Origin of the sequence: Thalassospira profundimaris WP0211 (genome assembly GCF_000300275.1) — a bacterium.
GTDB classification, from domain to species: domain Bacteria; phylum Pseudomonadota; class Alphaproteobacteria; order Rhodospirillales; family Thalassospiraceae; genus Thalassospira; species Thalassospira profundimaris.
This window is the reverse complement of record NZ_AMRN01000001.1, coordinates 313,652-336,758: the sequence shown is the minus strand read 5'-3', so window position 1 is coordinate 336,758 and position 23,107 is coordinate 313,652. Positions and strand designations below refer to the sequence as shown.

Here is a 23,107-nt window from a genome sequence, read left to right as displayed (position 1 = left end):
GATCACGGTTGGGGACGTTATTTCTTTGGCAAATGTGATTTACCGGGCCGTGCCCAAAGCAGGAGAAGACGAATGGCCGGAAAGTTCCGCGAAACCGTCATCCACGAAGTTCCCAAGGAAAAGGCAGAGCCGCAGGCCGAAGCCAATCCGGCATCTGACGAGATTGCGGGGGCGGAAACCGCACCTCAACTGTCTCAGGACGCGATCAATGCGCTTGCCGAAGCCAAGGCCGCCAAGGAAGCTGCCGACAAGGCCCGTGAGATTGGTGGTCCCAAGGGCCCTGAGCCGACCCGCTTTGGCGATTGGGAAAACAAGGGCCGCTGCATCGATTTCTGATCGCAGGGTTTGAGACAGATACAAGAAAGGCCGGAGCGATATGCACCGGCCTTTCTTGTTTGGGCGATCAACGCTGTCGCAGATTATGCACCGCGGATGGCCTGGATGTTGTTGGCATATTCAGACGGTCCGCCTTTGAAGGTGGCGGAACCTGCGACCAGAACATTGGCGCCAGCTTCGATCACCTTGGGCGCGATTTCCGGGTTTACGCCACCATCGACTTCAAGGTCGATATCACGACCGGTGGCATCAATCATCTTGCGGATGCGCTTGATCTTTTCAAGCTGGCTTGGAATGAATTTCTGGCCACCAAAGCCCGGGTTGACGGTCATGACCAGAACCAGATCGACCATGTCCATGACATATTCAATGACACTTTCTGGGGTCGACGGGTTGAGCGAGACACCAGCCTTTTTGCCCAGTGACTTGATCAGCTGCAGCGAGCGATGCAGGTGCGGGCCGGCTTCGGCGTGGATGGTGATGATGTCAGAACCGGCATTGGCAAATGCCTCGATATATGGATCGACCGGTGCGATCATCAGATGCACGTCAAACACCTTGTCACTGTGCGTGCGCAGCGCCTTGACCACATCCGGGCCAATCGTGATGTTTGGCACATAGTGGCCATCCATCACATCGATATGGATATAGTCAGCACCGGCTTCGTCAACAGCGCGGACATCAACGCCAAGCTGGGCGAAATCCGCCGAAAGGATCGAAGGTGCAATTTTAATATTTGACGTGGTCATGCGTCACAGGTCCTGAAGCAATGCGGGATATGGGAAATGCGCGGCCTTCATACCCCAGATTGCCCCTTATGTCACCCGAATGGGACTCATGGCTGCCTTGTGTGTGTCAAACCGTGATCTTGTGTTGGAAAATCAGGACTTTTTGACAAGGCGGGCACAGAAAAAGCCATCCATGCCGCCAAAATCGGCCATATGGATTGGAAGAATGCGCAATTCACCGGCGTCATTGATCGCCTCATCCCAACCACCCAGTTCGTCGGCGGTGATGGCTTTGCGTTCATAGTTCGGGTGATCCGCCAGGAACGATTTGACCTGATGTTCGCCTTCTTCGGGTTGCAGCGAACAGGTGCAATAAATCAGTTCGCCCCCGACATTCAAAAGCTTGTCCGCCTGATTAAGCAGCTTGGTCTGAATGGGAAGAAGCGATTGCATCAGCTTGTCATTCTGACGCAGCAGAATGTCCGGATGGCGGCGAATGGTGCCGGTGGCCGAACAGGGCGCATCAAGGAGCACGGCATCAGCGCGCGGCGTATCAGGCGCAAGATCGGTGGCGTCGCCAGTAACAACGGCTGCACCAAGCGATACACGCCCCAGGTTTTCAAACACACGTTTCAGGCGACCTTCGGATTTATCGACTGCAATTGCACTCGCCCCAAGGGATGCAAGCTGCATGGTCTTGCCGCCCGGTGCCGCGCACAGGTCATAGATGGTTTTGTTCTTGTAGGCCGAAAACAGGGTTGCCGGAATGGCGGCGGCTGCGTCCTGTACCCACCAGTCGCCATCCTTGTAACCCGGAAGGTCACGGATACGACGACCCGGTTCAAGCCGCACCGACCCGGTCGGCAGGACAATGCCATCCATCTTCTCCGCCCACTCGGCGGTCTGGCTGCGATCCTTGATCGACAGATCGAGCATCGCGTGGCCAAGGCTTGCTTCGGCAATGCCCTGGGCGATCTCGGCGCCATAGGCCTTTTTCCAGGATCCGCGTAGCCATGCCGGGATGTTGAGCTGCCAGTCTTCAACGCCTTCCGGCCATTCAAAGCCGTCACGCTGCAGCCCACGTAGAACGGCATTGATCAGTTTGGTGTATTTATGCAAACCCGCATCACGCGCGAGATTGACCGTACTGTCAACCGCACCGTAGTCAGGCGTATCCATAAAGAACAGCTGTGCCACACCAAGCCGCAGGATGTTCGTCAAGCGTGCCGCGACCCGGTCCTGTGGTGGTTGATAACGCGGGGCAAGTACGGCATCAATTTCGCCCAGATGGCGCAGCGTGGTGCCCAGCAATTGACGCAGAAAATTGCGATCAAGCGACGGCAGACCATAGCTATGCTTTGACAGAAGTTCGTCCAACGTCACTTCACGGCCGCGCAGTTCCTGCAGGGTCTTGAGCGCAAGCATGCGCGGATCGGGTGCCTCGACCGCCTGTTTGCGGGGGGCGGTGCGCTGGGATGGACGGGAACGACGTTCTGCCAAAGGAATATCTCCGGTTTCGGTTTATGTGCAGTAGTTAAGCGCAGCATGGCAAACTGTAAAGCATCAACCACGGTTTTGCGTGGCATGGCTGCTCTGTGCGGCTTGTCGGGAATGGGGGCAGGATGGTGGGGCTGGCAGGGTGAAAAGCCTTGCGATAGGGAATGGGTCCGGCTAATCCAGACGGATCAATCTGATGGGGACAGGGATAAGGGCGATCCAACGATGACTTTTGCCGGACTTGCGACCTTTGCAAGCATCTTTCTGATCGGCTCGATGTTGCTGACGTGGGTGGTGCTGAATTATCTGCGGCGCAAGGCGATCCTTGATATGCCAAATCACCGTTCCAGTCACGCTGTACCGACCCCGCGTGGTGGCGGGCTTGCCGTGACGCCGCTTTTGATTGTGCTGGTTGCGGTCGTTTTTGCCTTTACCGATGTTTCGGCTATTGGTGAATGGCTGATGCTGGCCGCTTGCGCGGGGCTTGGTTTGCTCAGTTGGCTTGATGATCGTCATGACCTTTCCGCGGCTAAGCGCTTTGCCTTGCAATTTGTTGCGGTGATTATTGGCATGCTGGCCCTTGATAAACCGGTTCTTGGCGGACTGGTGCCGATGTGGCTGGATCACGTGTTGGTGGTTTTGGCATGGGTGTGGTTCATCAATCTGTTCAATTTCATGGATGGGATTGACGGGATTACCGGTGTCGAAGCCGGTTCAATCGGCCTTGGGATTTTTGTGCTCGCCCTTTTTGTGCCGTTGCCGCAATTCATCGGGCTTGGCTATATCGGGCTTGGCATTCTTGCGATCATGATCGGGTTTCTGATCTGGAACTGGCATCCGGCAAAACTGTTTCTTGGCGATGTCGGATCAATCCCGCTTGGCTTTATTCTGGGATGGTTGTTGTTAAAGGTCGCGTCTGAGGGGGCATGGGCTATCGCACTGATCTTGCCATCCTATTACCTGTTTGATGCAACATTTACCCTGATCAAACGCGCCTTGCGGCGCGAGAAGATCTGGCAAGCCCATCGCGAACATTTCTATCAGAAAGCTACCCAGCGTGGGTTTTCGCATGCACGGGTGTCGCTCATGATCCTTGTCAGCAACCTCATTCTGATTGCTATTTGCTTTGCCCAAAGTGATACACCGGGCTGGATGCGGGTGATTGCAGCACTGCTCGTTGTATTGGGGCTTGTCGGTATGATGGTGAGAATGCCGGTTCGCGAAACACCCGGCACCTGATCGATCAGGCTATTACGTGCATTGCTTGACTTGATGTGAGCAGAGCGCGAAAAGAAACCCTTATCCGTCTGTCGCCAAGCGGGTATATCCTTATAAAAACAGAAATCTGCCGGTAAGGGACCGCATGCAGCGATTATTTCAGCGAAGCCATATTGCCTTTGTCCATGATATTTTCATGGCGGCAATCTCCTTCCCGTTAGCGTTGTATCTGCGGGTCGGGGATGGCGTGGTGTATTATGCGCCGCAAAATATTCTGTTTTCGTCTGGAGTTTTCACGCTGATCGCAGCCGTGTCCTTCTGGTATTTCGGTCTGTATCGCGGCATTTGGCGCTATGCATCGCTCAACGATGTCATCCGTATTGCCAAGGCCGTATCGGTTGCTGTCGCGGTTCTTTTTATTGTTCTGTTTCTGACCACACGTCTGGACTGGATGCCACGTTCGGCGCCAGTCATACAGTGGTTCCTGTTGATGGCCTTGCTTGGCGGGGCACGCCTGACCTATCGGATTGCCAAGGACAAATCGACCGCACGCGCACTGGTGCGTCAGGGAACAGCACGTGTTCCGGTCTTGTTGATTGGGGCTGGCGATGAGGCCGAAGCCTTTATCCGTGAAACTGAACGATCTGCTAATACTCCGTTTAAGGTCATTGGCATTGTTTCGCTGACTCAGGGCCGGGTTGGTCGCAACATGCATGGTGTTGACGTTCTGGCGACTGTAGATCAGCTCGAAGACGTTATTCAGAAACTACAAAAGGGCAGGCACGGCTTGCCGCGCCGGTTGGTGCTGAGTGGCGATGCCCTGCGTCATGAAGACAATGCCAAGTGGGTCGAGATTGCTGATCGCTATGGCATGACCTTGGCCCGTCTGCCCAAACTGGGCGATCTGCGCGAAGGCCTGGCCGATCCGCTGCAAATCCGCCCGGTGGCGATTGAAGATTTGCTCGGTCGCCCGCAGGCCAGATTGGATCGCGATCGTGTGCGCGAAATGATTGCCGGAAAGCGGGTTCTGGTGACTGGTGCAGGTGGTTCGATTGGTTCGGAACTGGTGCGCCAGATTGCATCCTATGGCCCGGACAGCCTGACCTTATTGGATGCCGGGGAATTCCAGCTTTACGCCATCGATATGGAAATGGCGGAAAAATACCCCGATTTGCCGCGTGAAAGCATCCTGGGCGATGTGCGCGATCAAACCCGCATCGGTCAGGTTTTTGATCTCTACAAGCCCGAAATCGTATTCCATGCCGCGGCCTACAAGCATGTGCCGCTGGTCGAACACAACCCCAATGAGGGCATTCTGACCAACACGCTTGGTACGCGCAATGTGGCTGAAGCCTGCCGTGCCGCTGGTGTTGGCACAATGGTTCTGATTTCAACCGACAAGGCGGTGAACCCCGCCAATGTCATGGGGGCATCAAAACGTCTGGCAGAATGTTACTGTCAGGCGCTGGAAACCTTGCCGCTTGATCAGCGTGGGTCGACACGGTTTGTTACCGTGAGGTTTGGCAATGTCTTGGGATCAACCGGATCTGTTGTGCCGCTGTTCAAGCGCCAGCTTGAGGCAGGTGGACCGTTGACTGTCACGCATGAAGGCATCACCCGGTACTTCATGACCATTGCCGAGGCCGTGGAACTTGTTCTGCAGTCTGCGGAACTTGGGCGCCACGGGGTGACCGAGGGCGGGAAGATCTTCGTCCTTGATATGGGGCGGCCGGTTAAGATCATCGATCTGGCGCGACAGATGATCCTGCTGTCGGGCTTGCAGCCTGACAAGGATGTGGAAATCAAGGTGACCGGCTTGCGTCCGGGTGAGAAACTTTATGAAGAGCTTTTCCATGACTCCGAACCGCCTGTTCCGACCGAAACCGACGGGGTGCTTTTGGCGGCCCCGCGTGTTGTGGATTACAGCCTGATCAAGCAGGTTTTTGGTGCACTGGAAGACAGTGCAACCAACCGTAACACGACAAAAACGCTGGAGCTGATCAGCCAGTTGGTGCCGGAATTCCAACCGCCGGAGATCGGTGTGAAGTCGATTTTTGCTGACAGGAATGACAGCGAAACCGAGACGGCCACTTAGGGTTTCTTGTCGCTCCACTGGAAATCGACCCTGCTCGACCCATTTTCATTCTTCGTTTCAAAGATCTGCACGTTCATTCTTTGAGGGAATGAATTCGTGCAAAATTGTCGTTTGTCATGCCCGAAAACGGGCCATATTTTGCCATCTGATGATGAATGGGAATGATCCTGCCCGGCAAGGACATTCCATCGGTTCACTATGATCCCGTCTTTTGGAGGCCCCATGTCGACAGACGCCTTTGTCCATCCTGATGAAATCCGTTCGATGTTTTCAAGCGCGATGTCTGACATGTATCGCAGCGAAGTGCCGCAATACGGCACGCTGATGGAACTGGTTTCCGAGATCAATCAGAGCAAACTTGAAGCCGAACCCGAACTTGCCGATAGCCTTGCACATAACGGCGAGCTTGAGCGTATCGACCTTGAACGCCACGGTGCGATCCGGCTCGGCAAACCAGAAGAACTGTTTAACATGCGCCGCTTGTTTGCCGTTATGGGTATGCATCCGGTGGGCTATTATGATTTGTCTGTTGCTGGTGTGCCGGTGCATTCAACCGCATTTCGCCCGATTGACGAGGAAGCGCTTAAACGCAATCCGTTCCGTGTCTTCACGTCTCTTTTGCGTCTGGAGCTGATCGAAGACGAAGATCTGCGAAGCGAAGCCGAAGGCATTCTGGCAAAGCGTGACATCTTCACCGCGGATGCCATTAAACTGATTTATCTGGCAGAGAAAAACGGCGGTCTGACCCGAACGCAGGCAGAACAGTTCGTTGCCGAGGCACTGGAGACCTTCCGTTGGCATAGCGATTCGACCGTAACGCTTGAAACCTATCAGAAACTTCATGACGCCCATCGCCTGATTGCCGATGTGGTTTGCTTCAAGGGGCCGCATATAAACCACCTGACCCCGCGCACTCTTGATATCGATGCTGTGCAGCAAGACATGCCCAAACGCGGCATCACGCCAAAGGCAATTGTCGAAGGCCCGCCCGCACGGTCTTGCCCGATCCTGCTGCGCCAGACCAGCTTCAAGGCGCTTGAAGAACGGGTGAACTTTATCGGTGATCGTCGTGATGAAACGGTCGGCACCCATACCGCCCGCTTTGGCGAGATCGAGCAGCGCGGTATTGCCCTGACCGCCGAGGGGCGCAAGCTTTATGATACGTTGCTGGCCGCGACTCGCCATGCTGTGCAAATCAATGTGGGCGGCTCCAACGCACGCGATTATGAAACCGAACTGGTCGAACGCTTTCGCGCCTTCCCGGATGACTATGAAACCCTGCGTGTCGAAAAACTGGCTTTCTTCCGCTACAGCCCGACCAAGGCAGGTTTGAACGCCGCCAAGAAAGATGATCTGACGGGGTCGATCAACGCATTGGTCGATCAGGGATATCTGCGTGCCGATCCAATCATCTACGAGGATTTCCTGCCTGTCAGTGCGGCCGGGATTTTCCAGTCCAATCTTGGCAGTGACGAGCAGAAAAACTACTCCGAACAATCGAACCAAAAGGTATTCGAAGACTCTCTTGGGGCACCGGTTAGTGATGAACTCGACCTGTATGCGGGGCTTGAGCAAGACTCGCTAAACGCTGCGCTTGAAGCACTCGGTATACGCAAAAACGTAGCCTGACTGTCAGCTGGGTAATATCTGGGCGGGGTGGCCGTAATGCCACCGCCGCTTTGCGTTACAGGTGGATTGGCGTCAACGCACCCGGAAACCCGCCATGCAAGAATCGGGGTCCACATTTTGCGTCGCACATGCTAAAGCTCCGCGCGAAACATGGTTCGGACTCATTGATCATGTGTCGGCCCGGATCGGATGCATCTGTTTCCGATCCCGTTTAAAGGCAGGTTTGCCCGCACACTTTCATTTCGCATGCACGAGCAGCCATGCGCATTCCTGATTTTGTGGGCCGATATATCATCAATGGGTCCGCAACCTTCATCACATTGATGCATGAAAGCGAACCCAATGACTGCTCGTATTGCGCGCGCGCTTATTTCCGTTTCCGACAAGACCGGTCTGGTCGAATTTGCCAAATCCCTCCACGCACAGGGTGTTGAAATCCTCTCAACCGGTGGCTCTGCCAAGGCGATTGAAGCCGCTGGCGTGCCGGTCAAGGAAGTTGCCGATCACACCGGTTTTCCCGAAATCATGGACGGTCGTGTCAAGACTCTTCATCCGAAGATTCACGGCGGCCTTCTGGGCCGCCGTTCTCTTTCCAGCCATATGCAGGCGATGGAAGATAACGACATTTCCCCAATCGATCTGGTTTGTGTGAACCTTTATCCGTTTGAGGAAACTGTTGCCAAGGGTGCCGATTTCGACACCTGCATCGAAAATATCGATATCGGCGGGCCAAGCATGATCCGCTCTGCGGCCAAGAACCACGAGTCCGTGACTGTGGTTGTTGATCCGTCCGATTATGACCGCGTCGTTGCCGAGATGAATGACAATGGCGGTGCCACTACCGCTGAAACCCGCCGTGTTCTGGCGGCCAAGGCCTTTGCCCGCACCGGTGCGTATGACTCGGCGATTTCAAGCTGGTTTGCCGGTGAACTTGGCGAAACCTTCCCGCAGCGCCTCAATGTTTCTGCCGAACTGAAACAGACGCTGCGTTACGGTGAAAACCCGCATCAGCAGGCCGCGTTCTATATCAACGGCAAAAACCGCCCGGGTGTAGCAACCGCGACCCAGCTTCAGGGTAAGGAACTGTCGTTTAATAACCTGAACGACACCGACGCCGCGTTCGAACTGGTATCCGAGTTCGATGAAAAGCCGGCTGTTGCGATCATCAAACATGCCAATCCGTGCGGCGTTGCCGAGGGTGACAGCCTGATTGATGCCTATCACAAGGCACTGTCCTGTGATCCGGTATCGGCGTTTGGTGGCATCATCGCTGTCAACCGTACGCTTGATAAACAGACGGCCGAAGAAATCGCCAAACTGTTTGCCGAAGTCGTGATTTGCCCGGATGCAGATGACGCGGCCAAGGAAGTTCTGGCAGCGAAGAAAAACCTGCGTCTTCTGGTCACCGGTGGCATGGCCGATCCGGAAGGTGAAGACATGACCCTGCGTTCGCTGGCAGGCGGTTACCTGCTTCAGAATCGCGATGCGGGTCGTGTGAAACGCGAAGAGCTTAAGGTCGTGACCAAGCGGAAGCCGTCCGAGGCAGAGCTTGATGACCTTCTGTTTGCCTTCCGCGTTGGCAAGCATGTCAAATCAAACGCCATTGTCTATGTCAAAGACGGCAAGGCCGTCGGTATCGGTGCCGGTCAGATGAGCCGTGTCGACAGCTCGCGCATTGCCGCGTGGAAAGCCGAAGAAGCTGGCAAGAATGCCGGTGAGAGCGATCTGCGCACCCAGGGCTCAGTCGTGTCGTCGGATGCGTTCTTCCCGTTTGCCGATGGTCTTCTGGCCGCGGTAAAGGCGGGTGCGACCGCAGTGATCCAGCCGGGCGGCTCGATGCGTGACGAAGAAGTCATCGCTGCAGCCGATGAAAATGACATTGCCATGGTCTTTACCGGCATGCGTCATTTCCGCCACTAGGCGTTTCGGATTTTAAAAGCAAAACCCCGCGAGGCATCCTTGCGGGGTTTTGTGTTGATTGCATCAGAACGAAACGTCAGGCTTGGACGGTTGCCTTGCCATCTTTGGCGTCATCCGCATCTGTATCCTGATCAATCAGGACGCCAGTTTGGGTAATCGCAGATGGTTTTGCGGTTTCCTTGGTGGCCTCATCATGATGAACACGAAGCGGTGCCCGCCAGTCGACACTGCCAAAGGAATGACAGGACGGGCAGGAAACAACCCAGCGGTCAGTTTCGGCCCCACAGGCCCCGCAACGCCAATCCGGATCCGGGTTGGCGTGGCTTGCTTTGATCAGCAATTCACGGGCCTTCGCGCCATCCTGATTTTCACGCAGTTCAAGATCGGCCAACAGCCGGTAATGCCGGGCTTCGGCCTTGGTTGCCATGGCCTTTTCAAGGTTGCCGCGCGCAATACCCCAAAGATCGGCTTCAAGCGCTGCTTCGGCCAGAACAATCTGGCTTTCGACATGACCGGGGTTGGTCGCGACGAGTTTTTCGACCGCTTTGACTTTTGCCAACGGATCGCCAGTCAGCGTTTCGCGGAAAATCGCACCCAATGCTGCCGACGGTGCTGTGCGCCAGCTTTGCATCACGACGTCGCGTGCCTTGCTATCCTGTTTCAGATCACGATAGAGCCCGGCCAGAAGCACAGCCGCACCGGTAAAGTCGGGTGCAGAATTCAGCGCCTTGCGCAAAAGCTTGGTGGCTTCTGCGTTTTCGCCTTCGGCAATCGCGTCTTCTGCCTTGGCCGTGATCAAAAGCGCCCGGCGATGGGTCAGTTCGGTTTCACTAAAGACGGCGGCCTTTTCTGCATCGACCAACAGGCTAAGCGCCCGATCCCAGCGTCTTGAGGTCAGCAGCAAGTCAAACAGTGTCGCGATGACCGCAGGATTGCGTGGACGCAGACGGTGGGCCCGTTCGGCATAATCAAGGGCGGCTTCGCGGTCATTGGCCTTCAACGCCAGTTGTAAAAGGCCCCGCAGGCCAAAGAATGCGGAGTCGGGTTTTTCCAGCATGGCTTCAAACTGGCGTTTGGCGGCGTCATTATTGCCGTCCAATTCTGCTGCCTGTGCTGTCAAAAGCCGGGTCAGGGTATCGTCTTCAAGATAACGGTCGACCGCACGCGTATGTTTCAGCGCCTGGCGCACATCGCCTGACGCCAGTTCCAGCAATCCCATGGTCAGGGCTTGCTGGCCTTTCTTGCGACGACGGCTGCCGAGCAGACGGCCAAGCCAGCCCGGCGAATTGGCAATGATTGTCCAGCCGCGCCACAGTAGAACGAGCACGGCGGTTAGCGCCAAAAGGCCCAGCGCGACCATGCCAATCGATCCGTCAAAGCGATATCCCAGCCAGACAATCGTCATGCGGCCCGGATTATCGGCAAACCAGACGGTGCAGAAAACCAGTGCTGCTGTAATCAGGATAAAGATCAGAAGGCGGATCATTGACTGCCCTCCGAACTGGTACTGGTCAGAATGGTAATCGCGTGTGAACTCAGCGTCGCAATTGCCTGGTTAAGGGTCTGACGGTTTTCGGCAGCCTCAAGCCAATCACTTACCGCGGCTGCGGCGTGGTCACCTTCGACCCCCTGAAGGGCCGCAACGGCGGCATCAAGATCATCCTGCGCCAACGCGTTTTCCGCCAGAACCAGGCGGCCTTCAAGCGACTCTTCGCCTGCGGCATCAACACGCCGGATCGGGACCAGCTTCTTGATGTTGGCCCAAGTCGCATCAAGGACACTGCCCGAATGATCATCGGTGGCGGCCGCAACTGCTTCCTGTGCCATCACCGGGAAGGACTGACGCAGTTTTTCAAGGGTCGGTGCACCCTGATCTGCCAATGGTTTCAGGGTTGCGATCTGTTCTGCAATGACTTCGTCATCGCCTGCACTGCGTTCAAGCTGGTTCAGGGCAATGACGAACGGCCCGCCACGCTGAAGGGCATCACGCAGAATGGTAACAGCCATGGCAATGGCCTGACCGCGGCTTTCAACCCGCAGGCCGCTGGTCGCGCGGATTTCTTCCTCCATCGTCGACAGGCGGGCAGACAGTTCGCGCATTTCATTGGCGACACCAGCCAGTTCGCTTTCGACCCGTGCCAGCTCCTCAATCGGGGCGGTACGGGTTTCGATTTCTGCCATGCGGCGCGCAACCGTGTTGTTCAGCGTATCGCCGCGTTCATTGTTCAGACGTTCGCGAAGCGCATCAATCGTGCCCTCCAAACGCGACAGGCGTTCGGTCAGGTCCGGATCAATGACAACAGATCCATCCGGGATGGGGTTGGAGTTCGCGGTCGAGGCGCTTTCATCCGTAGCAGTCGGAAGCATTCCTTCGGTCGCCAACACGCCGTCATCCTTTTCGGTCATGGCGGCACCTTCGTTGGGGGCAGGAGCCATTGCACCATCGGATGAACCATTGTCTGACGGGGTGTTGGTGACTGTAATCTCGCTGCCATTGGTCGCATCCGGGCCGTAGCCCTCAGGTGCGATTTCGGCAAGAATGTCGCTTGGTACATACTGGGTCAGAACCGGTTCTGCATCGCGCCACCAGATTGCGCGTGTCAGCCAGCCTGCTGCCAGGGCACCGACGATAATGATCACAAACAAAAACAGCGCTTTGCCGCCACCGCTTTTCTGTTTTGCGGGCGCGCTCGATTTCGCTGCCGATGCCTTTTTATCGTCACCGGCTTTGGTGTCGGGTTTTGATGTGCCAGTTGCTGCGGTAGTTGTGCTGCTTGCGGTTTTGTCCGCAGGGCTTCCGTCCTTTTTCGCAGTGGTGTCACCAGATTTGACCGTGCCTGAGTTTGGCACGCTGGATTTGGCAGTTGTGCCGGTATCGGCCGCTTTGGCCGACGATTTCGCATTGCCTTTGCTATCTACGGAAATGGTGTCGGACGACTCTTTTGTGTCGGCCGATTTTGCGGAAGCATTGGTTTTTGGCGTTTCTGGTGTTTTCACGATCAGACCATTGCAGTTTGCGGTTATTCCCAAGACGGCGTCAGGCGCAGGAAGCCATTACGACAGGGACCCTAGCTCGGAAAGAAGGTATTCTTGTGTCGGTTGTGATGCAACGCGTGTTCTATACCATGTAAGATCGGATATCTTCGATTGCACCGTCGGACTTAGGCAAATCGCGCTTGTTCCGGACAAGTCTCTCTCAAGCTTATAGCTTCGGACCAGCTTAACAAAGGTTTCCGCAGTGCGGGGAGAGAAAAATAAAACAGCTTCAATATGATGATTGCCAAGTGCCTCTAAAACGTCTTCTGGGAACGAATTGCTTTCTTGTGATTCATAAACGGTTTGCCGATCGACTTCATATCCATCAGTCAAAAGCATCTGGCCAAGATCACCCGCCGTTTTACGCGCGGCCGGATGGAAAAGCGGTCCATGTGCAGGATCAACTTTTTTGCGAATTAAGGCTGCCAGATCGTTGATGTCACCATTTGCCGAACAAACATCATCAAAGCCAAATGTGGCGCACGTTCTGGCTGTCGCGTCGCCAACACAATAGGCCGGAAGCGACCGATCCCCGGTCAGTTTGGCAAATGCACGGACCCCGTTCGCCGATGTGAAAATCATCGCTTGGTATTTCTTGATATCAAGCGGGCTTGTCGGAACTGGAAAGACAATATTCAGCATTGGCGCAGACAGGTGACGATAGCCGCGCTTATCAAGTGCTGCCAAAAGGTCGGCAGAGTCGGTATCGGGCCGGGTATTTAGCACCAAGGGTCCCATCTGCGTCCCTATCTGTTGCCTAGGGTACTGATTCTCGTCAGGCGGAAATGAAATCTGGTCCGCCGCGCTGTTTGAGCTCTTCACCGGCATCCGTGCCAGCCGCCATCGCCGTTGCGATATCCGGTTTGGCGATCATGCGTTCGGTATCAAGGCGTTCGCTGCCGTCCGGGCGCACAATCGATACACGCAGGCGCAGGCTGCCATCATCCTGAAACTCGGCCAGTGCTGCGATCGGGGTGCGGCATGACCCATCAAGTGCCTTAAGCGCGGCACGTTCTGCTGCCACGCGAATGGCAGAGGTTTCGCAATGAAGCGCAGCCAGCCATTTTTTGCACTGTGCATCATCTTCGCGGATGGTAATGCCAATGGCGCCTTGCGCAACCGCTGGCAACATATCGTCTTCTGAAATCGGGGCTGTGGCGATGTCAGGCTGTCCGAGACGGTTCAGGCCTGCCATTGCCAAAAGTGTGGCATCAACCTGTTCTTCGCTGAGTTTGCGCAAACGAGTTTGCACATTCCCGCGGAATGTCACGACCTTGAGGTCGGGATATTTGTTCAGGATCATGGCTTGACGACGAAGGCTGGCCGATCCGATCACGGACCCGGCGGGCATTTCGGCAAAGCTTTTATATTTCAGCGAAATAAATGCATCGCGGACATCTTCGCGTGGCAGGATGGTTGGCAGGATCATGCCATCGGGCAGAACAGTTGGCACATCCTTCATGCTGTGAACAGCCAGATCGATCTCACCCCCCATAAGGGCATCATCGATTTCCTTGGTAAACAGTCCCTTGCCGCCGATTTCCGACAAGGCGCGATCAAGGATCTTGTCGCCGGTTGTGGTGATCACGGTGACCGCAATTGCGCCTTCTTCGGCTAGTTCCGGATGGGCATTTGCCAGTTTGTCACGGACCTCATGCGCCTGTGCCAAAGCCAGGGGCGAACCGCGGGTACCGATGCGAAGTTTTGCTGTATCTGTCATGAGTGAAGTCTTAGTCTTAAAACTGTTTAAAAACAAGGTCTGCGGGCAGCCTATTGCCACCGGCAAAAGGCTGAATTTTCGGTTATTGTAATCGCTCGAAACTGGGCTGCATTGATTTAGGTCGCGGTTCAAAATCTTCGCTGCCTTCGTGAAGCGCGATAACTGCATATGGCACTTGCGCTGCACGGGGGTGGAAAGCGCATGAACTTTCCGCTACATCATCGTCACACCTGTAATAGGATTCCGATTGCCGTCCGTGTCGGCAGAGTTGGTAAAACGGATCAGGATCATGATCGTTCTGGGTATCGAAACAAGCTGTGATGAAACGGCCGCTGCTGTCGTGAACGACAAGCGCGAAATTCTGGCAAACCGTGTGTTGTCCCAGCTTGACGATCATCGACCGTATGGCGGGGTGGTGCCGGAAATTGCCGCGCGTGCCCATCTTGAACATCTTGATCGTCTGGTGGCCGAGGCCATGGATGATGCCGGTGTGGATTTTGACGACCTTGACGCCGTTGCCTGCACCGGGGGGCCGGGGCTGATCGGTGGCGTGATGGTCGGTACCATGACGGCCAAGGCGATTGCCTTTGCCGCCCAAAAGCCGTTTCTTGCAGTCAATCACCTCGAAGGTCACGCACTGACCGTGCGCCTTACTGATGATGTCGCTTTTCCCTATCTGCTGTTGCTGGTGTCCGGTGGGCATTGTCAGGTCCTGATTGTCGAGGGTGTTGGCAAGTACAAGCGCATCGGCACCACCATTGATGACGCGGTCGGCGAGGCGTTTGACAAAACCGCCAAGATGATGGGGCTAGGCTATCCCGGTGGTCCGGCGCTTGAAAAGATCGCCGCCAAGGGTGATCCGAACCGGTTCGGTTTGCCGCGCCCATTGCGTGGAAGGCCGGGGTGCGATTTCTCCTTCTCGGGTCTCAAGACAGCTGTTCGGACTTACCTGGATGGCTTCCCGGTCGAACAACAAACAGATGAGGTCAAAGCCGACCTTGCTGCATCTTTCCAGCGCGCGGTGGGTGATACCCTGATTGATCGCGCGCGCAATGCCGTGTTTGAATTCATGCGCGATTACCCCGGCGGCAAAACGCTGGTGCTTGCTGGCGGAGTTGCGGCCAACAAGTATCTGCGTGGACGCCTGGTGGAACTGACCGATCAGGCCGGGATGGAACTGGTCGCACCGCCGCTTCATCTTTGCACTGACAATGCCGCGATGATTGCATGGGCCGGGTTGGAGCGGTTCCGTCTGGGTGAACGCGATGATCTTGATTTCAAGCCGCGCCCGCGCTGGCCACTGGATCCTGAGGCCCCCAAACGCCCGGGTGCCGGGGTCAAGGCGTAAGGCCCATCCACCGCGTTTGACGTATTTGCCGATCCTCGAAACAACTTCATTTTTGCCGGACAAACATCATGAAAAAGCGCATTACAGTTGTGGGTGGCGGTGCTTGGGGAACGGCCCTGGCTGTGCAGGCTGTGCGGGCCGGTGAAGACGTTGAACTGATTTTGCGCAACGAAGAACTGGCCGATCGGATCAACACCAAAGGTGAGAACGATCTTTACCTGCCGGGTATCGAGCTTCCGGGGGCGTTGCGCGCAACCACACATTACGAAGGTCTGCGCGATTCTGATGCGGTTTTGCTGGTGACGCCAGCACAGCATTTGCGCGAAACCCTGATCAAATTGTCATCGCATTGGCCAGATCAACTCCCGGCGGTAATTTGCTGCAAGGGCATTGAAAAGGAAACCGGTGCCCTGATGGCACAGGTCGTTTCTGAAACTCTTGGAAACGTGCCGGTCGCGGTTTTGTCCGGCCCGACCTTTGCCAAGGAGGTTGCAATCGGCCTGCCAGCCGCAATTACGCTGGCCTGTGAAGATCGTGCCTTGGGCAAACGCCTGGTCGAGTTGATCGGCACGCCGGAATTCCGTCCCTATTTCAGTACAGATGTTGTTGGTGTTGAGGTGGCTGGCGCGATCAAGAACGTTCTGGCGATTGCCAGTGGCGTGGTGGCCGGATTGAAATTGGGTGACAACGCCCGTGCAGCCCTGATTACCCGTGGTATTGCTGAAATGTCGCGTTTGGCAGTTGCCATGGGTGGCCGGGTTGAAACCATGCTTGGGCTTGCCGGTCTTGGTGACTTGACCTTGACCTGCACCGGCACGTTGTCACGCAATTACACCTTTGGTGTCGCACTGGGCGAAGGTCGCAAGGCACAGGACATTCTGGCCGAACGTCGGTCCGTGACCGAAGGCGTGCATACCGCGGCATCCATCACCGCTGTTGCCAGCAAATATGGTGTCGAAATGCCGATTTGTGCGGCGGTTGATCAGGTTGCCAATCACAATGCGGATCTGCGCAGTACGATCAATGCCCTGTTGCAGCGCCCGTTCCGTGATGAGCTTGAAAACGCCGATTAAATTCTGGCCTTGCGGTTATTGACCGCGCAGTTCGGCTTGAGAATGCGCGGGGCTTCTGTCAATTTATGAATATTGAACCCATAAAGAAGCAGGAAACCGTTCATGCATTTCTACATCCGTTGTGTTGACAAGCCCGGCCACCTTGATGTGCGCAAGGCCAATCGCGAAGACCATCTTGCCTATATCAAAGGCGGTTTTGCTGATCGCATCGTCGCAGCGGGTCCAACCCTTGATCCCGATATGGAAGGCATGAATGGCTCGGTCTTTATCATCGAGTTTGATGCCATCGAAGACGCCCGCGAATTTGCTGCCAATGATCCTTATGCCAAGGCTGGCCTGTTCGAATCCGTTGTTATTCGTCCGTTCAAAAAGGTCTTCTGATCCATGGCGTATTGGCTGGTCAAAACCGAACCGGGAAGCTGGTCGTGGGACGATCAGGTCAAGAAGGGTGTCGAAGGCTGGGATGGTGTGCGTAACCATCAGGCGGCCAAGAACCTGCGCGCGATGAAAATCGGCGACAAGGCGTTCTTTTATCACTCGGTCAATGAAAAACGCATTGTCGGGATTGTAGAGGTGGTCCGGGAATACTACCCGGATCCGACAGATGAAAAGGGCAAGTTTGTTCAGGTTGATTTCGAAACGGTCAAACCGTTGAAAACGCCAGTGACCCTTTCCGATATCAAGGCCGATCCGCGCTTTTCCGATCTCGCCTTGCTCAAACAATCGCGTCTATCGGTCATGCCGATTGATGACGCGTCCTGGGCGGCGATCTGCGAGATGGGCGGGGTCGATCCATGAGTGATTTGCCTGCGCCCGGCACGGTGCTTTGCGCGCTCAGCGATCTTGATGCCACCGGTGCCAAAGGCCTTAATCTTGGTGGTACCGGTATTTTTGTTGTCCGTAGTGGCGATGACGTCTTTGGCTACATCAACAGTTGTCCGCATATCGGTGTGCCGCTGGATATGGAACCGGATGAATTCATCAGCGACTTTGGCGATGAAATCATCTGTTCGACCCATGGCGCACGCTTTCGCATCAAGGACGGCGAATGCGTATCCGGTCCGTGTTCGGGCGATGCGCTTGAACCGGTTGCAGTGAAAATAAAAGACGATCAGGTCGTTCTGGCCTGATCGTCTATCGCCTTACGTAATTTATGCGAGACGACGCATTATCCCGCCGTCTTTGCGATCACTTCGTCGATATGCTTGGTGATCACGTTAAGCTGATCTGGCTCCGAAAGGCGATGATCACCGGTCTTGATCAAATCCACGCGGACATCCTCAGATACCAGCGCTTCGGTCAGGCGGATCGCTGTTTGCCACGGCACATCCGGGTCCTGCATGCCCTGAACCAGTCGGACGGGGCATTTCAGGTTAATCGGTTTACGCAATAAAAGCTGATTGCGGCCATCCTCAATCAGATCGCGGGTGATCGTGTATGGATCATCGCCATATTCGGTTGGCTCGATCAGCGCGCCTTTATCCATAATGGTCTTTTTCTGATCTTCGCTGAACTGCGCCCACATCAGGTCTTCGGTAAAGTCGGGGGCAGCAGCAATGCCAACCATTCCGGCAATGCGTTCCGGTCGGACGAGGGCTGCGAGAAGCATGATCCAGCCGCCCATCGAAGAACCGACAAGAATCTGCGGGCCAGAGGTGATTTCATCAAGAACTGCAATGGCATCACGTGCCCACTGACCGATGGTGCCGTCGGCAAATTTGCCCGACGATTGTCCGTGACCAGTGTAATCAAAGCGGGTATAAGCCACCCCCTGCCGAATGCAGTGCGCCTCAAGGTGGGTTGCCTTGGTGCCGGTCATGTCTGACATGAACCCGCCGAGGAACATTACACCGGGTGTATTGTGCACCTGTACGTCAGATGGCTTGCCCGGCACGTGATGGTATGCGATTTTTAAGCCATCTGGACGGTTGAGATATTCGGGCTTTGCAGGCTGTGGCGTTGGCAGGTCATGGGTCATCCGGGGCATTTGTCCTTGGGTGTTGATGGTTGGAGTTGCATGAGCGCGTCAGAAGTAATGACAGAAACAGTCTATCGATCAGAGCCCCAAGTGCAAGGTGGGGACTATCGGCCTGCCGTTATTTTACAGGTGCTTCCCGAACTTGATGCCGGCGGTGTGGAGCGTGGAACAGTTGATATCGCGCGTGCTATTGTCGATGGCGGTGGCAAGGCGCTTGTCGCATCCCAAGGCGGTCGGCTCGAACGCGAACTGGATCGGTTCGGTGCCAAACACATCACCCTGCCGCTTAAATCAAAGAACATCCTGACCATGCGCAAGAATATCGATGCGCTTGTAAAGTTGATCCGTGAAGAGGGTGTCGATATCATTCACGCCCGTTCACGTGCGCCGGCCTGGAGTGCGTATTTTGCGGCGCGCAAGACCGGCATTCCGTTTGTGACGACGTTCCACGGCACCTATTCCGGATACAACAACCCGTTCAAGCGTCGCTACAACGCGATCATGACCATGGGTGATCAGGTGATTGCGATTTCCAAGCACATCGCCAATCACATCAACAAATATTATAAGGTCGATCCGGATCGCCTCAATATCGTACCGCGTGGGACGAATGTGGATTTGTTCAATCCGGAAAATGTCAGTCAGGAACGCCTGATTGCGCTTTCCAACCAATGGCGACTGGATGGCGAAGAATTCGTCATTCTAATGCCCGGACGATTGACTCGCTGGAAAGGGCAAACCTTTTTGATCCGTTCATTGCCCGCAGTTCTTGAAATACTTGGGCACCGCAAAGTGCGTTGTCTGATTGTCGGGTCTGATCAGGGTCGCACTGCATATCGTGATGAGCTAATGCAGCTTACGCGATCATTAGGGCTCGTGGATATCGTGCATATTGTTGATCACTGCAACGACATGCCTGCTGCATATATGTTGGCAGATGTCGTCGCGTGTCCGTCTATTGATCCAGAAGCATTTGGCAGGGTGCCGTCCGAGGCACAAGCTATGGGACGCCCGGTCGTTTCGACCGCACATGGCGGTGCAATGGAAACGGTATTGCCCGGTGAAACCGGTTGGCTGGTAAGTCCGGGGGAAGTTGATCAGCTTTCGCGTGCGCTCGTTCAAGTTTTGAGTCTGACGCCTGAAAAACGTGCCAAGCTCGCTGCCAAGGGGCGGGACCATGTTATTGCAGAATACTCTCTGGAACAAATGGCGGAGCGGACCTTGAATGTCTATGCCAAGGCACTAAAACGCGTGATCAGGAACGCCGCATGACCCACAAACAAGCGGAAAGTTCGCCGGTAGCTTTCCAGAATCCTGATATTCGCAATGATCATATCGTGACGGCAGAGGATCCAAGACAAGAGCGCATCCTTGTTATCAAACTCTCTGCGCTTGGCGACGTTGTCTTGGCGATGGGACCGTTTGCGGCCATCCGTGCCGCCCATCCAGATGCGCATATCACGGTGCTGACCACGCGGCCTTATGTTGATCTGATGAAGGCCAGCGGGTTTTTTGATTCGATCGCTATCGACCGTCGCCCAAAACTGATTCAAGTGCGTGAAGTCTTGGCGCTGCGACGTTTTCTTCGGAACGGTAATTTTGACCGGGTTTATGATCTGCAGACGTCCGACCGGACCGGCTTTTATTATAAACTGTTTTGGCCGGGACTCAAGCCGGAATGGTCAGGGATTGCGCGTGGGTGCTCGCATCCGCATGCCAATCCTGAGCGCTCAAATATGCATACGATTGATCGACATGCGGACCAGCTCGCTGATGCCGGTATCAAGGATGTTCCAGCACCATACATTTCAGGGCCCGATATAGACCTAGACCGCTTTGGCATTCGAAGCCCGTTTGTCCTGATCTGTCCTGGCGGGGCGCCACACCGTCCTGCAAAACGCTGGCCGGCTGAGCGGTTTGGTCTTCTTGCCAAGAAACTGGCAGACTATCGGTTGACCCCGGTTCTGATCGGAACCGATAGTGAAGCAGATGTTCTGAACCGGATTGATCAGATGTGCCCCAAGGCACGCAATCTGATGGGGCGTACAGGGTTTCTTGATATTGCATCGCTTGCAGCGCGTTCGGTTCTGGCGATCGGCAATGATACCGGTCCAATGCATATTGCAGCGGCGGCCGGAGCGCCATCAGTGGTTTTGTTTTCACGTGAGTCCGATCCAAAGCGCTGCGCACCCCGTGGGCACGCTCCGAATGCAGTCAGCGTTATACGCGAGAGTGATCTGCGAGAATTGACGGTAAACCGGGTGATGGATGTCATTCGTGAACGTCTTGATCTCACCGACTAGGATCGCAGGATTTGTCTGATTTGGCGATCTCGGACAAAGGCGCGGAAAATGGCGCTTTGAGGGCGCTGTAATTGCCTAAAATCATTGCTTTCTGAACGCACGTGGATATGCTAGGTCAGGTTTCAAGGAAAACATCCCTGAACGTCCTTGCGTGTTTTTCTGTTTCTAACCGATTTGTTTGATGACCATAGGAGATTATCCATAGCACGACCACGCAAACCGATGCAGCCGACCAAGGAAGGTCCGCGCGTCAATGAGGATATCAAAGCCCGTTCCATCTGTGTTGTTGACTCTGAAGGCAACATGTCCGACCCGATGACGGTGCGTGAAGGCATTGAAATGGCAGCGGAAGCTGGACTTGATCTTGTCGAAGTCGCTCCGAATGCCGAGCCGCCAGTTTGCAAGCTGATTGATTACGGCAAGTTCAAATACGAACAAAGCAAGAAGCAGAACGAGGCCAAAAAGAAACAGAAGGTTATCGAGGTCAAGGAGATCAAACTCCGTCCGAACATCGATATCCATGACTACAACGTCAAACTGCGTGCTGCGCAGAAGTTTCTTGGCGGTGGAGACAAGGTGAAAGTCACGTTGCGTTTCCGTGGACGTGAGATGGCTCACCAGGACCTCGGTCTTGGCATGCTTCAGCGTTTTTCGGGGGACCTTGAGGACCTCGCAAAACCGGAGATGATGCCAAAGATGGAAGGCCGTGTTATGATTATGGTACTGGCGCCGCGTTAAGACGCGGCGTTTTGCCTTATACCCCAAGGTTCAAGCCAAAGAGGGAATGCCATGCCAGTCGGAAATGATCTTTTGATCGTGGGCGTCGATGATGACCCCAAAAGTCTGGTTCTTCTGAAACGAATCGTCGAAAGCGGCGGGTTCACGTTTCAGGGTGTTTCCTCTGGCAAGGATCTTCTTAAACTTCTCAAGACCAAACGTCCGCGCATCATCCTGATGGATATCATGATGCCTGACATGAACGGGTTCGAGACCGCGATCAATGTTCGGACCCAGTTTCCCGATCTGGCTTGTGCAATCATTTATGTTACTGCGCGTCAGGGTGAAGAAGACCTGCGGGGTGGTGTTGCCGCCGGCGGCAATGATTTCGTCCTGAAACCGATCAATCGTGAAAAGCTTATGAGCCGAATCGAAAAATGGATCGGTCGGGCACATACCATCAAGACCGCTATCTGACCGTTGCCTGAAGCCTCATGATGTTTTCGGCCATTCTGTCTGATCTTAGGCTGCTCTGAACCTTTTACTGGCCAAGCCACCCGACAATCGTCTCAATATAGACCGAGAAGATGGAAAAGCTGAAAACGCCAAGTGCGGTGGTCACCAGCACGATCGAGGAACTGCGCACGATATAGCGGTCATAGGTCGTTGCTATTACGAACACATTTCCCGCTGTCGGAAGGGCTGCCAGTAACAAGACGGCCTTTGTTTCAAGCCCGCTTGCTGAGCCAACAATCCAAAACCCGATAAATACTGCAATGGGATGCACAATCAGTTTGGCAACCGACATGGTGGCAAGTTCGGCGCGCTTTTCGGCAATCGGTCGCCCAACCAGCGCAACGCCAATGGCAAACAATGCCGCCGGGCCTGCACTTTGCCCCAACAAATCCAGCAAGTAATCAACGCCGTCGGGCCAATCCAGATCAAGCAAACTTGCAAGCACGCCGATGATAATTGCAAGTACAACCGGGTTCGTCAGGGTGCCTGTGATGATCTTGCCTGTAGGATGGCTGCCCTTTGCGTGCTTTGTCCCTTCCAGCAACAAAAGGGAGAGCGGCAGCATCACAATCAAATCAACTGCAAGCGCGACGATCAGCGGCACAGTCGCCAGTGGGCCAAGCAGCCCGATGATAAGCGGAAGCCCCATGAAGCCGACATTGCCCATGGTTCCGGCAAAGGAAAACAGCGTCTGGCTGGCCGGATCAAGATGGAACACGCGCGAGGCGATGAGCCGCGAAATGCCATAAACCACAAGAGTACCACCGCCATAGGCGAGGATGATGTCAGGCTGCCAAATCTCTGACGGGCTTCGGGTTGCAAGTGCCTTGAACAACAGGGCGGGCAGCGCAAAATAGAACACAAACCCGTTGATGCCGCGCATCCCGTCGGGTGATACGATCTTGAACTTGCCGCCAATCCAGCCAAGGCCGATCAGTGCAAAGAATGGCAAAATGATTGATGTGATTTGCGACATGTGATCAGTCAGATGGC

Annotated in this window: 22 protein-coding genes; 14 read left to right on the top strand and 8 right to left on the bottom strand. The window is 55.0% G+C overall.

Annotated features, from left to right (window positions below):
• Nucleotides 1-72 precede the first annotated feature (72 nt).
• Entirely contained in the window at nt 73-336 is a 264-nt protein-coding gene (locus TH2_RS01395) for a DUF1674 domain-containing protein (protein WP_008888598.1), read from the top strand.
• An 83-nt stretch (nt 337-419) separates the two neighbouring features.
• On the opposite strand, the gene rpe is transcribed toward TH2_RS01395, so the two are convergent.
• Together rpe and TH2_RS01385 are read right to left on the bottom strand one after the other, a co-directional pair.
• Nucleotides 420-1,085, bottom strand: a complete 666-nt coding sequence (gene rpe / locus TH2_RS01390) for a ribulose-phosphate 3-epimerase (RefSeq protein ID WP_008888597.1) — start codon at nt 1,083-1,085, stop codon at nt 420-422.
• Between the two features lie 132 nt (nt 1,086-1,217).
• Nucleotides 1,218-2,564, bottom strand: a complete 1,347-nt coding sequence (locus tag TH2_RS01385; protein ID WP_008888596.1) for an RsmB/NOP family class I SAM-dependent RNA methyltransferase — start codon at nt 2,562-2,564, stop codon at nt 1,218-1,220.
• A gap of 222 nt (nt 2,565-2,786) precedes the next feature.
• On the opposite strand from TH2_RS01385, the gene TH2_RS01380 reads away from it, so the two are divergent.
• The 4 genes from TH2_RS01380 to purH all read left to right on the top strand — a co-directional run bounded on the left by TH2_RS01380 (nt 2,787) and on the right by purH (nt 9,423).
• Nucleotides 2,787-3,800, top strand: coding sequence for an MraY family glycosyltransferase (locus tag TH2_RS01380; protein ID WP_008888595.1), 1,014 nt, complete (start codon nt 2,787-2,789; stop codon nt 3,798-3,800).
• Nucleotides 3,801-3,924: 124 nt separating this feature from the next.
• Nucleotides 3,925-5,874, top strand: a complete 1,950-nt coding sequence (locus TH2_RS01375; protein ID WP_008888594.1) for a polysaccharide biosynthesis protein — start codon at nt 3,925-3,927, stop codon at nt 5,872-5,874.
• A 222-nt stretch (nt 5,875-6,096) separates the two neighbouring features.
• Nucleotides 6,097-7,503: a 2-oxoadipate dioxygenase/decarboxylase HglS gene (gene hglS / locus TH2_RS01370; protein WP_008888592.1), complete on the top strand. Its 1,407-nt coding sequence runs from the start codon at nt 6,097-6,099 to the stop codon at nt 7,501-7,503.
• A 342-nt stretch (nt 7,504-7,845) separates the two neighbouring features.
• Nucleotides 7,846-9,423 (top strand): bifunctional phosphoribosylaminoimidazolecarboxamide formyltransferase/IMP cyclohydrolase, encoded by a 1,578-nt coding sequence (gene purH, locus TH2_RS01365; protein WP_008888591.1) that lies wholly within the window; start codon nt 7,846-7,848, stop codon nt 9,421-9,423.
• A gap of 76 nt (nt 9,424-9,499) precedes the next feature.
• Here purH and TH2_RS01360 read toward each other — a convergent pair whose 3' ends face one another.
• From TH2_RS01360 to hemC, 4 genes are read right to left on the bottom strand one after another with little or no spacing between them, the layout of a single operon-like run.
• Nucleotides 9,500-10,909, bottom strand: a complete 1,410-nt coding sequence (locus TH2_RS01360; RefSeq protein WP_008888590.1) for a heme biosynthesis protein HemY — start codon at nt 10,907-10,909, stop codon at nt 9,500-9,502.
• The gene (locus tag TH2_RS01355) at nt 10,906-12,420 is read right to left on the bottom strand and encodes a COG4223 family protein (RefSeq protein WP_008888589.1); all 1,515 of its coding nucleotides are present in this window, start codon (nt 12,418-12,420) and stop codon (nt 10,906-10,908) included. The genes TH2_RS01360 and TH2_RS01355 overlap by 4 nt, the downstream gene beginning before the upstream one ends.
• 57 nt (nt 12,421-12,477) lie before the next feature.
• On the bottom strand, nt 12,478-13,197 hold the full coding sequence (locus TH2_RS01350) for a uroporphyrinogen-III synthase (RefSeq protein ID WP_008888588.1): 720 nt from the start codon (nt 13,195-13,197) through the stop codon (nt 12,478-12,480).
• 37 nt (nt 13,198-13,234) lie between these two features.
• Nucleotides 13,235-14,179, bottom strand: coding sequence for a hydroxymethylbilane synthase (gene hemC, locus TH2_RS01345; RefSeq protein WP_008888587.1), 945 nt, complete (start codon nt 14,177-14,179; stop codon nt 13,235-13,237).
• A 289-nt stretch (nt 14,180-14,468) separates the two neighbouring features.
• Here hemC and tsaD point away from each other — a divergent pair, with 289 nt between their 5' ends.
• The 5 genes from tsaD to TH2_RS01320 all read left to right on the top strand — a co-directional run bounded on the left by tsaD (nt 14,469) and on the right by TH2_RS01320 (nt 17,730).
• Entirely contained in the window at nt 14,469-15,527 is a 1,059-nt protein-coding gene (gene tsaD / locus TH2_RS01340; RefSeq protein ID WP_008888586.1) for a tRNA (adenosine(37)-N6)-threonylcarbamoyltransferase complex transferase subunit TsaD, read from the top strand.
• Between the two features lie 68 nt (nt 15,528-15,595).
• Nucleotides 15,596-16,600 carry an NAD(P)H-dependent glycerol-3-phosphate dehydrogenase gene (locus tag TH2_RS01335; RefSeq protein ID WP_008888585.1) on the top strand — a complete coding sequence of 335 codons (1,005 nt, stop codon included), beginning with the start codon at nt 15,596-15,598 and terminating at the stop codon, nt 16,598-16,600.
• Nucleotides 16,601-16,702: 102 nt separating this feature from the next.
• A complete protein-coding gene (locus TH2_RS01330; RefSeq protein WP_008888584.1) occupies nt 16,703-16,981 on the top strand; it encodes a YciI family protein in 279 nt (92 codons plus the stop codon).
• 3 nt (nt 16,982-16,984) lie between these two features.
• Complete coding sequence (locus tag TH2_RS01325) at nt 16,985-17,398, top strand: EVE domain-containing protein (RefSeq protein ID WP_008888583.1); 414 nt, start codon at nt 16,985-16,987, stop codon at nt 17,396-17,398.
• Nucleotides 17,395-17,730, top strand: a complete 336-nt coding sequence (locus TH2_RS01320) for a Rieske (2Fe-2S) protein (protein WP_008888582.1) — start codon at nt 17,395-17,397, stop codon at nt 17,728-17,730. The genes TH2_RS01325 and TH2_RS01320 overlap by 4 nt, the downstream gene beginning before the upstream one ends.
• Nucleotides 17,731-17,768: 38 nt before the next feature.
• On the opposite strand, the gene TH2_RS01315 is transcribed toward TH2_RS01320, so the two are convergent.
• Nucleotides 17,769-18,578 carry an alpha/beta hydrolase gene (locus TH2_RS01315; RefSeq protein WP_008888581.1) on the bottom strand — a complete coding sequence of 270 codons (810 nt, stop codon included), beginning with the start codon at nt 18,576-18,578 and terminating at the stop codon, nt 17,769-17,771.
• 39 nt (nt 18,579-18,617) lie between these two features.
• Here TH2_RS01315 and TH2_RS01310 point away from each other — a divergent pair, with 39 nt between their 5' ends.
• From TH2_RS01310 to TH2_RS01295, 4 genes are all read left to right on the top strand, one after another.
• Entirely contained in the window at nt 18,618-19,850 is a 1,233-nt protein-coding gene (locus tag TH2_RS01310; protein ID WP_157193756.1) for a glycosyltransferase family 4 protein, read from the top strand.
• Nucleotides 19,847-20,881: a glycosyltransferase family 9 protein gene (locus TH2_RS01305; protein ID WP_008888579.1), complete on the top strand. Its 1,035-nt coding sequence runs from the start codon at nt 19,847-19,849 to the stop codon at nt 20,879-20,881. The genes TH2_RS01310 and TH2_RS01305 overlap by 4 nt, the downstream gene beginning before the upstream one ends.
• 222 nt (nt 20,882-21,103) lie before the next feature.
• Nucleotides 21,104-21,619 (top strand): translation initiation factor IF-3, encoded by a 516-nt coding sequence (gene infC / locus TH2_RS01300; protein ID WP_008888578.1) that lies wholly within the window; start codon nt 21,104-21,106, stop codon nt 21,617-21,619.
• A gap of 51 nt (nt 21,620-21,670) precedes the next feature.
• Entirely contained in the window at nt 21,671-22,075 is a 405-nt protein-coding gene (locus TH2_RS01295; protein WP_008888577.1) for a response regulator, read from the top strand.
• Nucleotides 22,076-22,139: 64 nt separating this feature from the next.
• On the opposite strand, the gene TH2_RS01290 is transcribed toward TH2_RS01295, so the two are convergent.
• A complete protein-coding gene (locus TH2_RS01290) occupies nt 22,140-23,090 on the bottom strand; it encodes an AEC family transporter (RefSeq protein ID WP_008888576.1) in 951 nt (316 codons plus the stop codon).
• Nucleotides 23,091-23,107 lie beyond the last annotated feature (17 nt).

What these genes read in the sequence shown, in the direction of transcription:
- TH2_RS01395 (WP_008888598.1), top strand. Translation starts at nt 73, where the DNA reads ATGGCCGGAAAGTTCCGCGAAACCGTCATCCACGAAGTTCCCAAGGAA.
- rpe (WP_008888597.1), bottom strand. Translation starts at nt 1,085, where the DNA reads ATGACCACGTCAAATATTAAAATTGCACCTTCGATCCTTTCGGCGGAT.
- TH2_RS01380 (WP_008888595.1), top strand. Translation starts at nt 2,787, where the DNA reads ATGACTTTTGCCGGACTTGCGACCTTTGCAAGCATCTTTCTGATCGGC.
- TH2_RS01375 (WP_008888594.1), top strand. Translation starts at nt 3,925, where the DNA reads ATGCAGCGATTATTTCAGCGAAGCCATATTGCCTTTGTCCATGATATT.
- hglS (WP_008888592.1), top strand. Translation starts at nt 6,097, where the DNA reads ATGTCGACAGACGCCTTTGTCCATCCTGATGAAATCCGTTCGATGTTT.
- purH (WP_008888591.1), top strand. Translation starts at nt 7,846, where the DNA reads ATGACTGCTCGTATTGCGCGCGCGCTTATTTCCGTTTCCGACAAGACC.
- TH2_RS01360 (WP_008888590.1), bottom strand. Translation starts at nt 10,909, where the DNA reads ATGATCCGCCTTCTGATCTTTATCCTGATTACAGCAGCACTGGTTTTC.
- TH2_RS01350 (WP_008888588.1), bottom strand. Translation starts at nt 13,197, where the DNA reads ATGGGACCCTTGGTGCTAAATACCCGGCCCGATACCGACTCTGCCGAC.
- hemC (WP_008888587.1), bottom strand. Translation starts at nt 14,179, where the DNA reads ATGACAGATACAGCAAAACTTCGCATCGGTACCCGCGGTTCGCCCCTG.
- tsaD (WP_008888586.1), top strand. Translation starts at nt 14,469, where the DNA reads ATGATCGTTCTGGGTATCGAAACAAGCTGTGATGAAACGGCCGCTGCT.
- TH2_RS01335 (WP_008888585.1), top strand. Translation starts at nt 15,596, where the DNA reads ATGAAAAAGCGCATTACAGTTGTGGGTGGCGGTGCTTGGGGAACGGCC.
- TH2_RS01330 (WP_008888584.1), top strand. Translation starts at nt 16,703, where the DNA reads ATGCATTTCTACATCCGTTGTGTTGACAAGCCCGGCCACCTTGATGTG.
- TH2_RS01325 (WP_008888583.1), top strand. Translation starts at nt 16,985, where the DNA reads ATGGCGTATTGGCTGGTCAAAACCGAACCGGGAAGCTGGTCGTGGGAC.
- TH2_RS01320 (WP_008888582.1), top strand. Translation starts at nt 17,395, where the DNA reads ATGAGTGATTTGCCTGCGCCCGGCACGGTGCTTTGCGCGCTCAGCGAT.
- TH2_RS01315 (WP_008888581.1), bottom strand. Translation starts at nt 18,578, where the DNA reads ATGACCCATGACCTGCCAACGCCACAGCCTGCAAAGCCCGAATATCTC.
- TH2_RS01310 (WP_157193756.1), top strand. Translation starts at nt 18,618, where the DNA reads ATGAGCGCGTCAGAAGTAATGACAGAAACAGTCTATCGATCAGAGCCC.
- TH2_RS01305 (WP_008888579.1), top strand. Translation starts at nt 19,847, where the DNA reads ATGACCCACAAACAAGCGGAAAGTTCGCCGGTAGCTTTCCAGAATCCT.
- infC (WP_008888578.1), top strand. Translation starts at nt 21,104, where the DNA reads ATGCAGCCGACCAAGGAAGGTCCGCGCGTCAATGAGGATATCAAAGCC.
- TH2_RS01295 (WP_008888577.1), top strand. Translation starts at nt 21,671, where the DNA reads ATGCCAGTCGGAAATGATCTTTTGATCGTGGGCGTCGATGATGACCCC.
- TH2_RS01290 (WP_008888576.1), bottom strand. Translation starts at nt 23,090, where the DNA reads ATGTCGCAAATCACATCAATCATTTTGCCATTCTTTGCACTGATCGGC.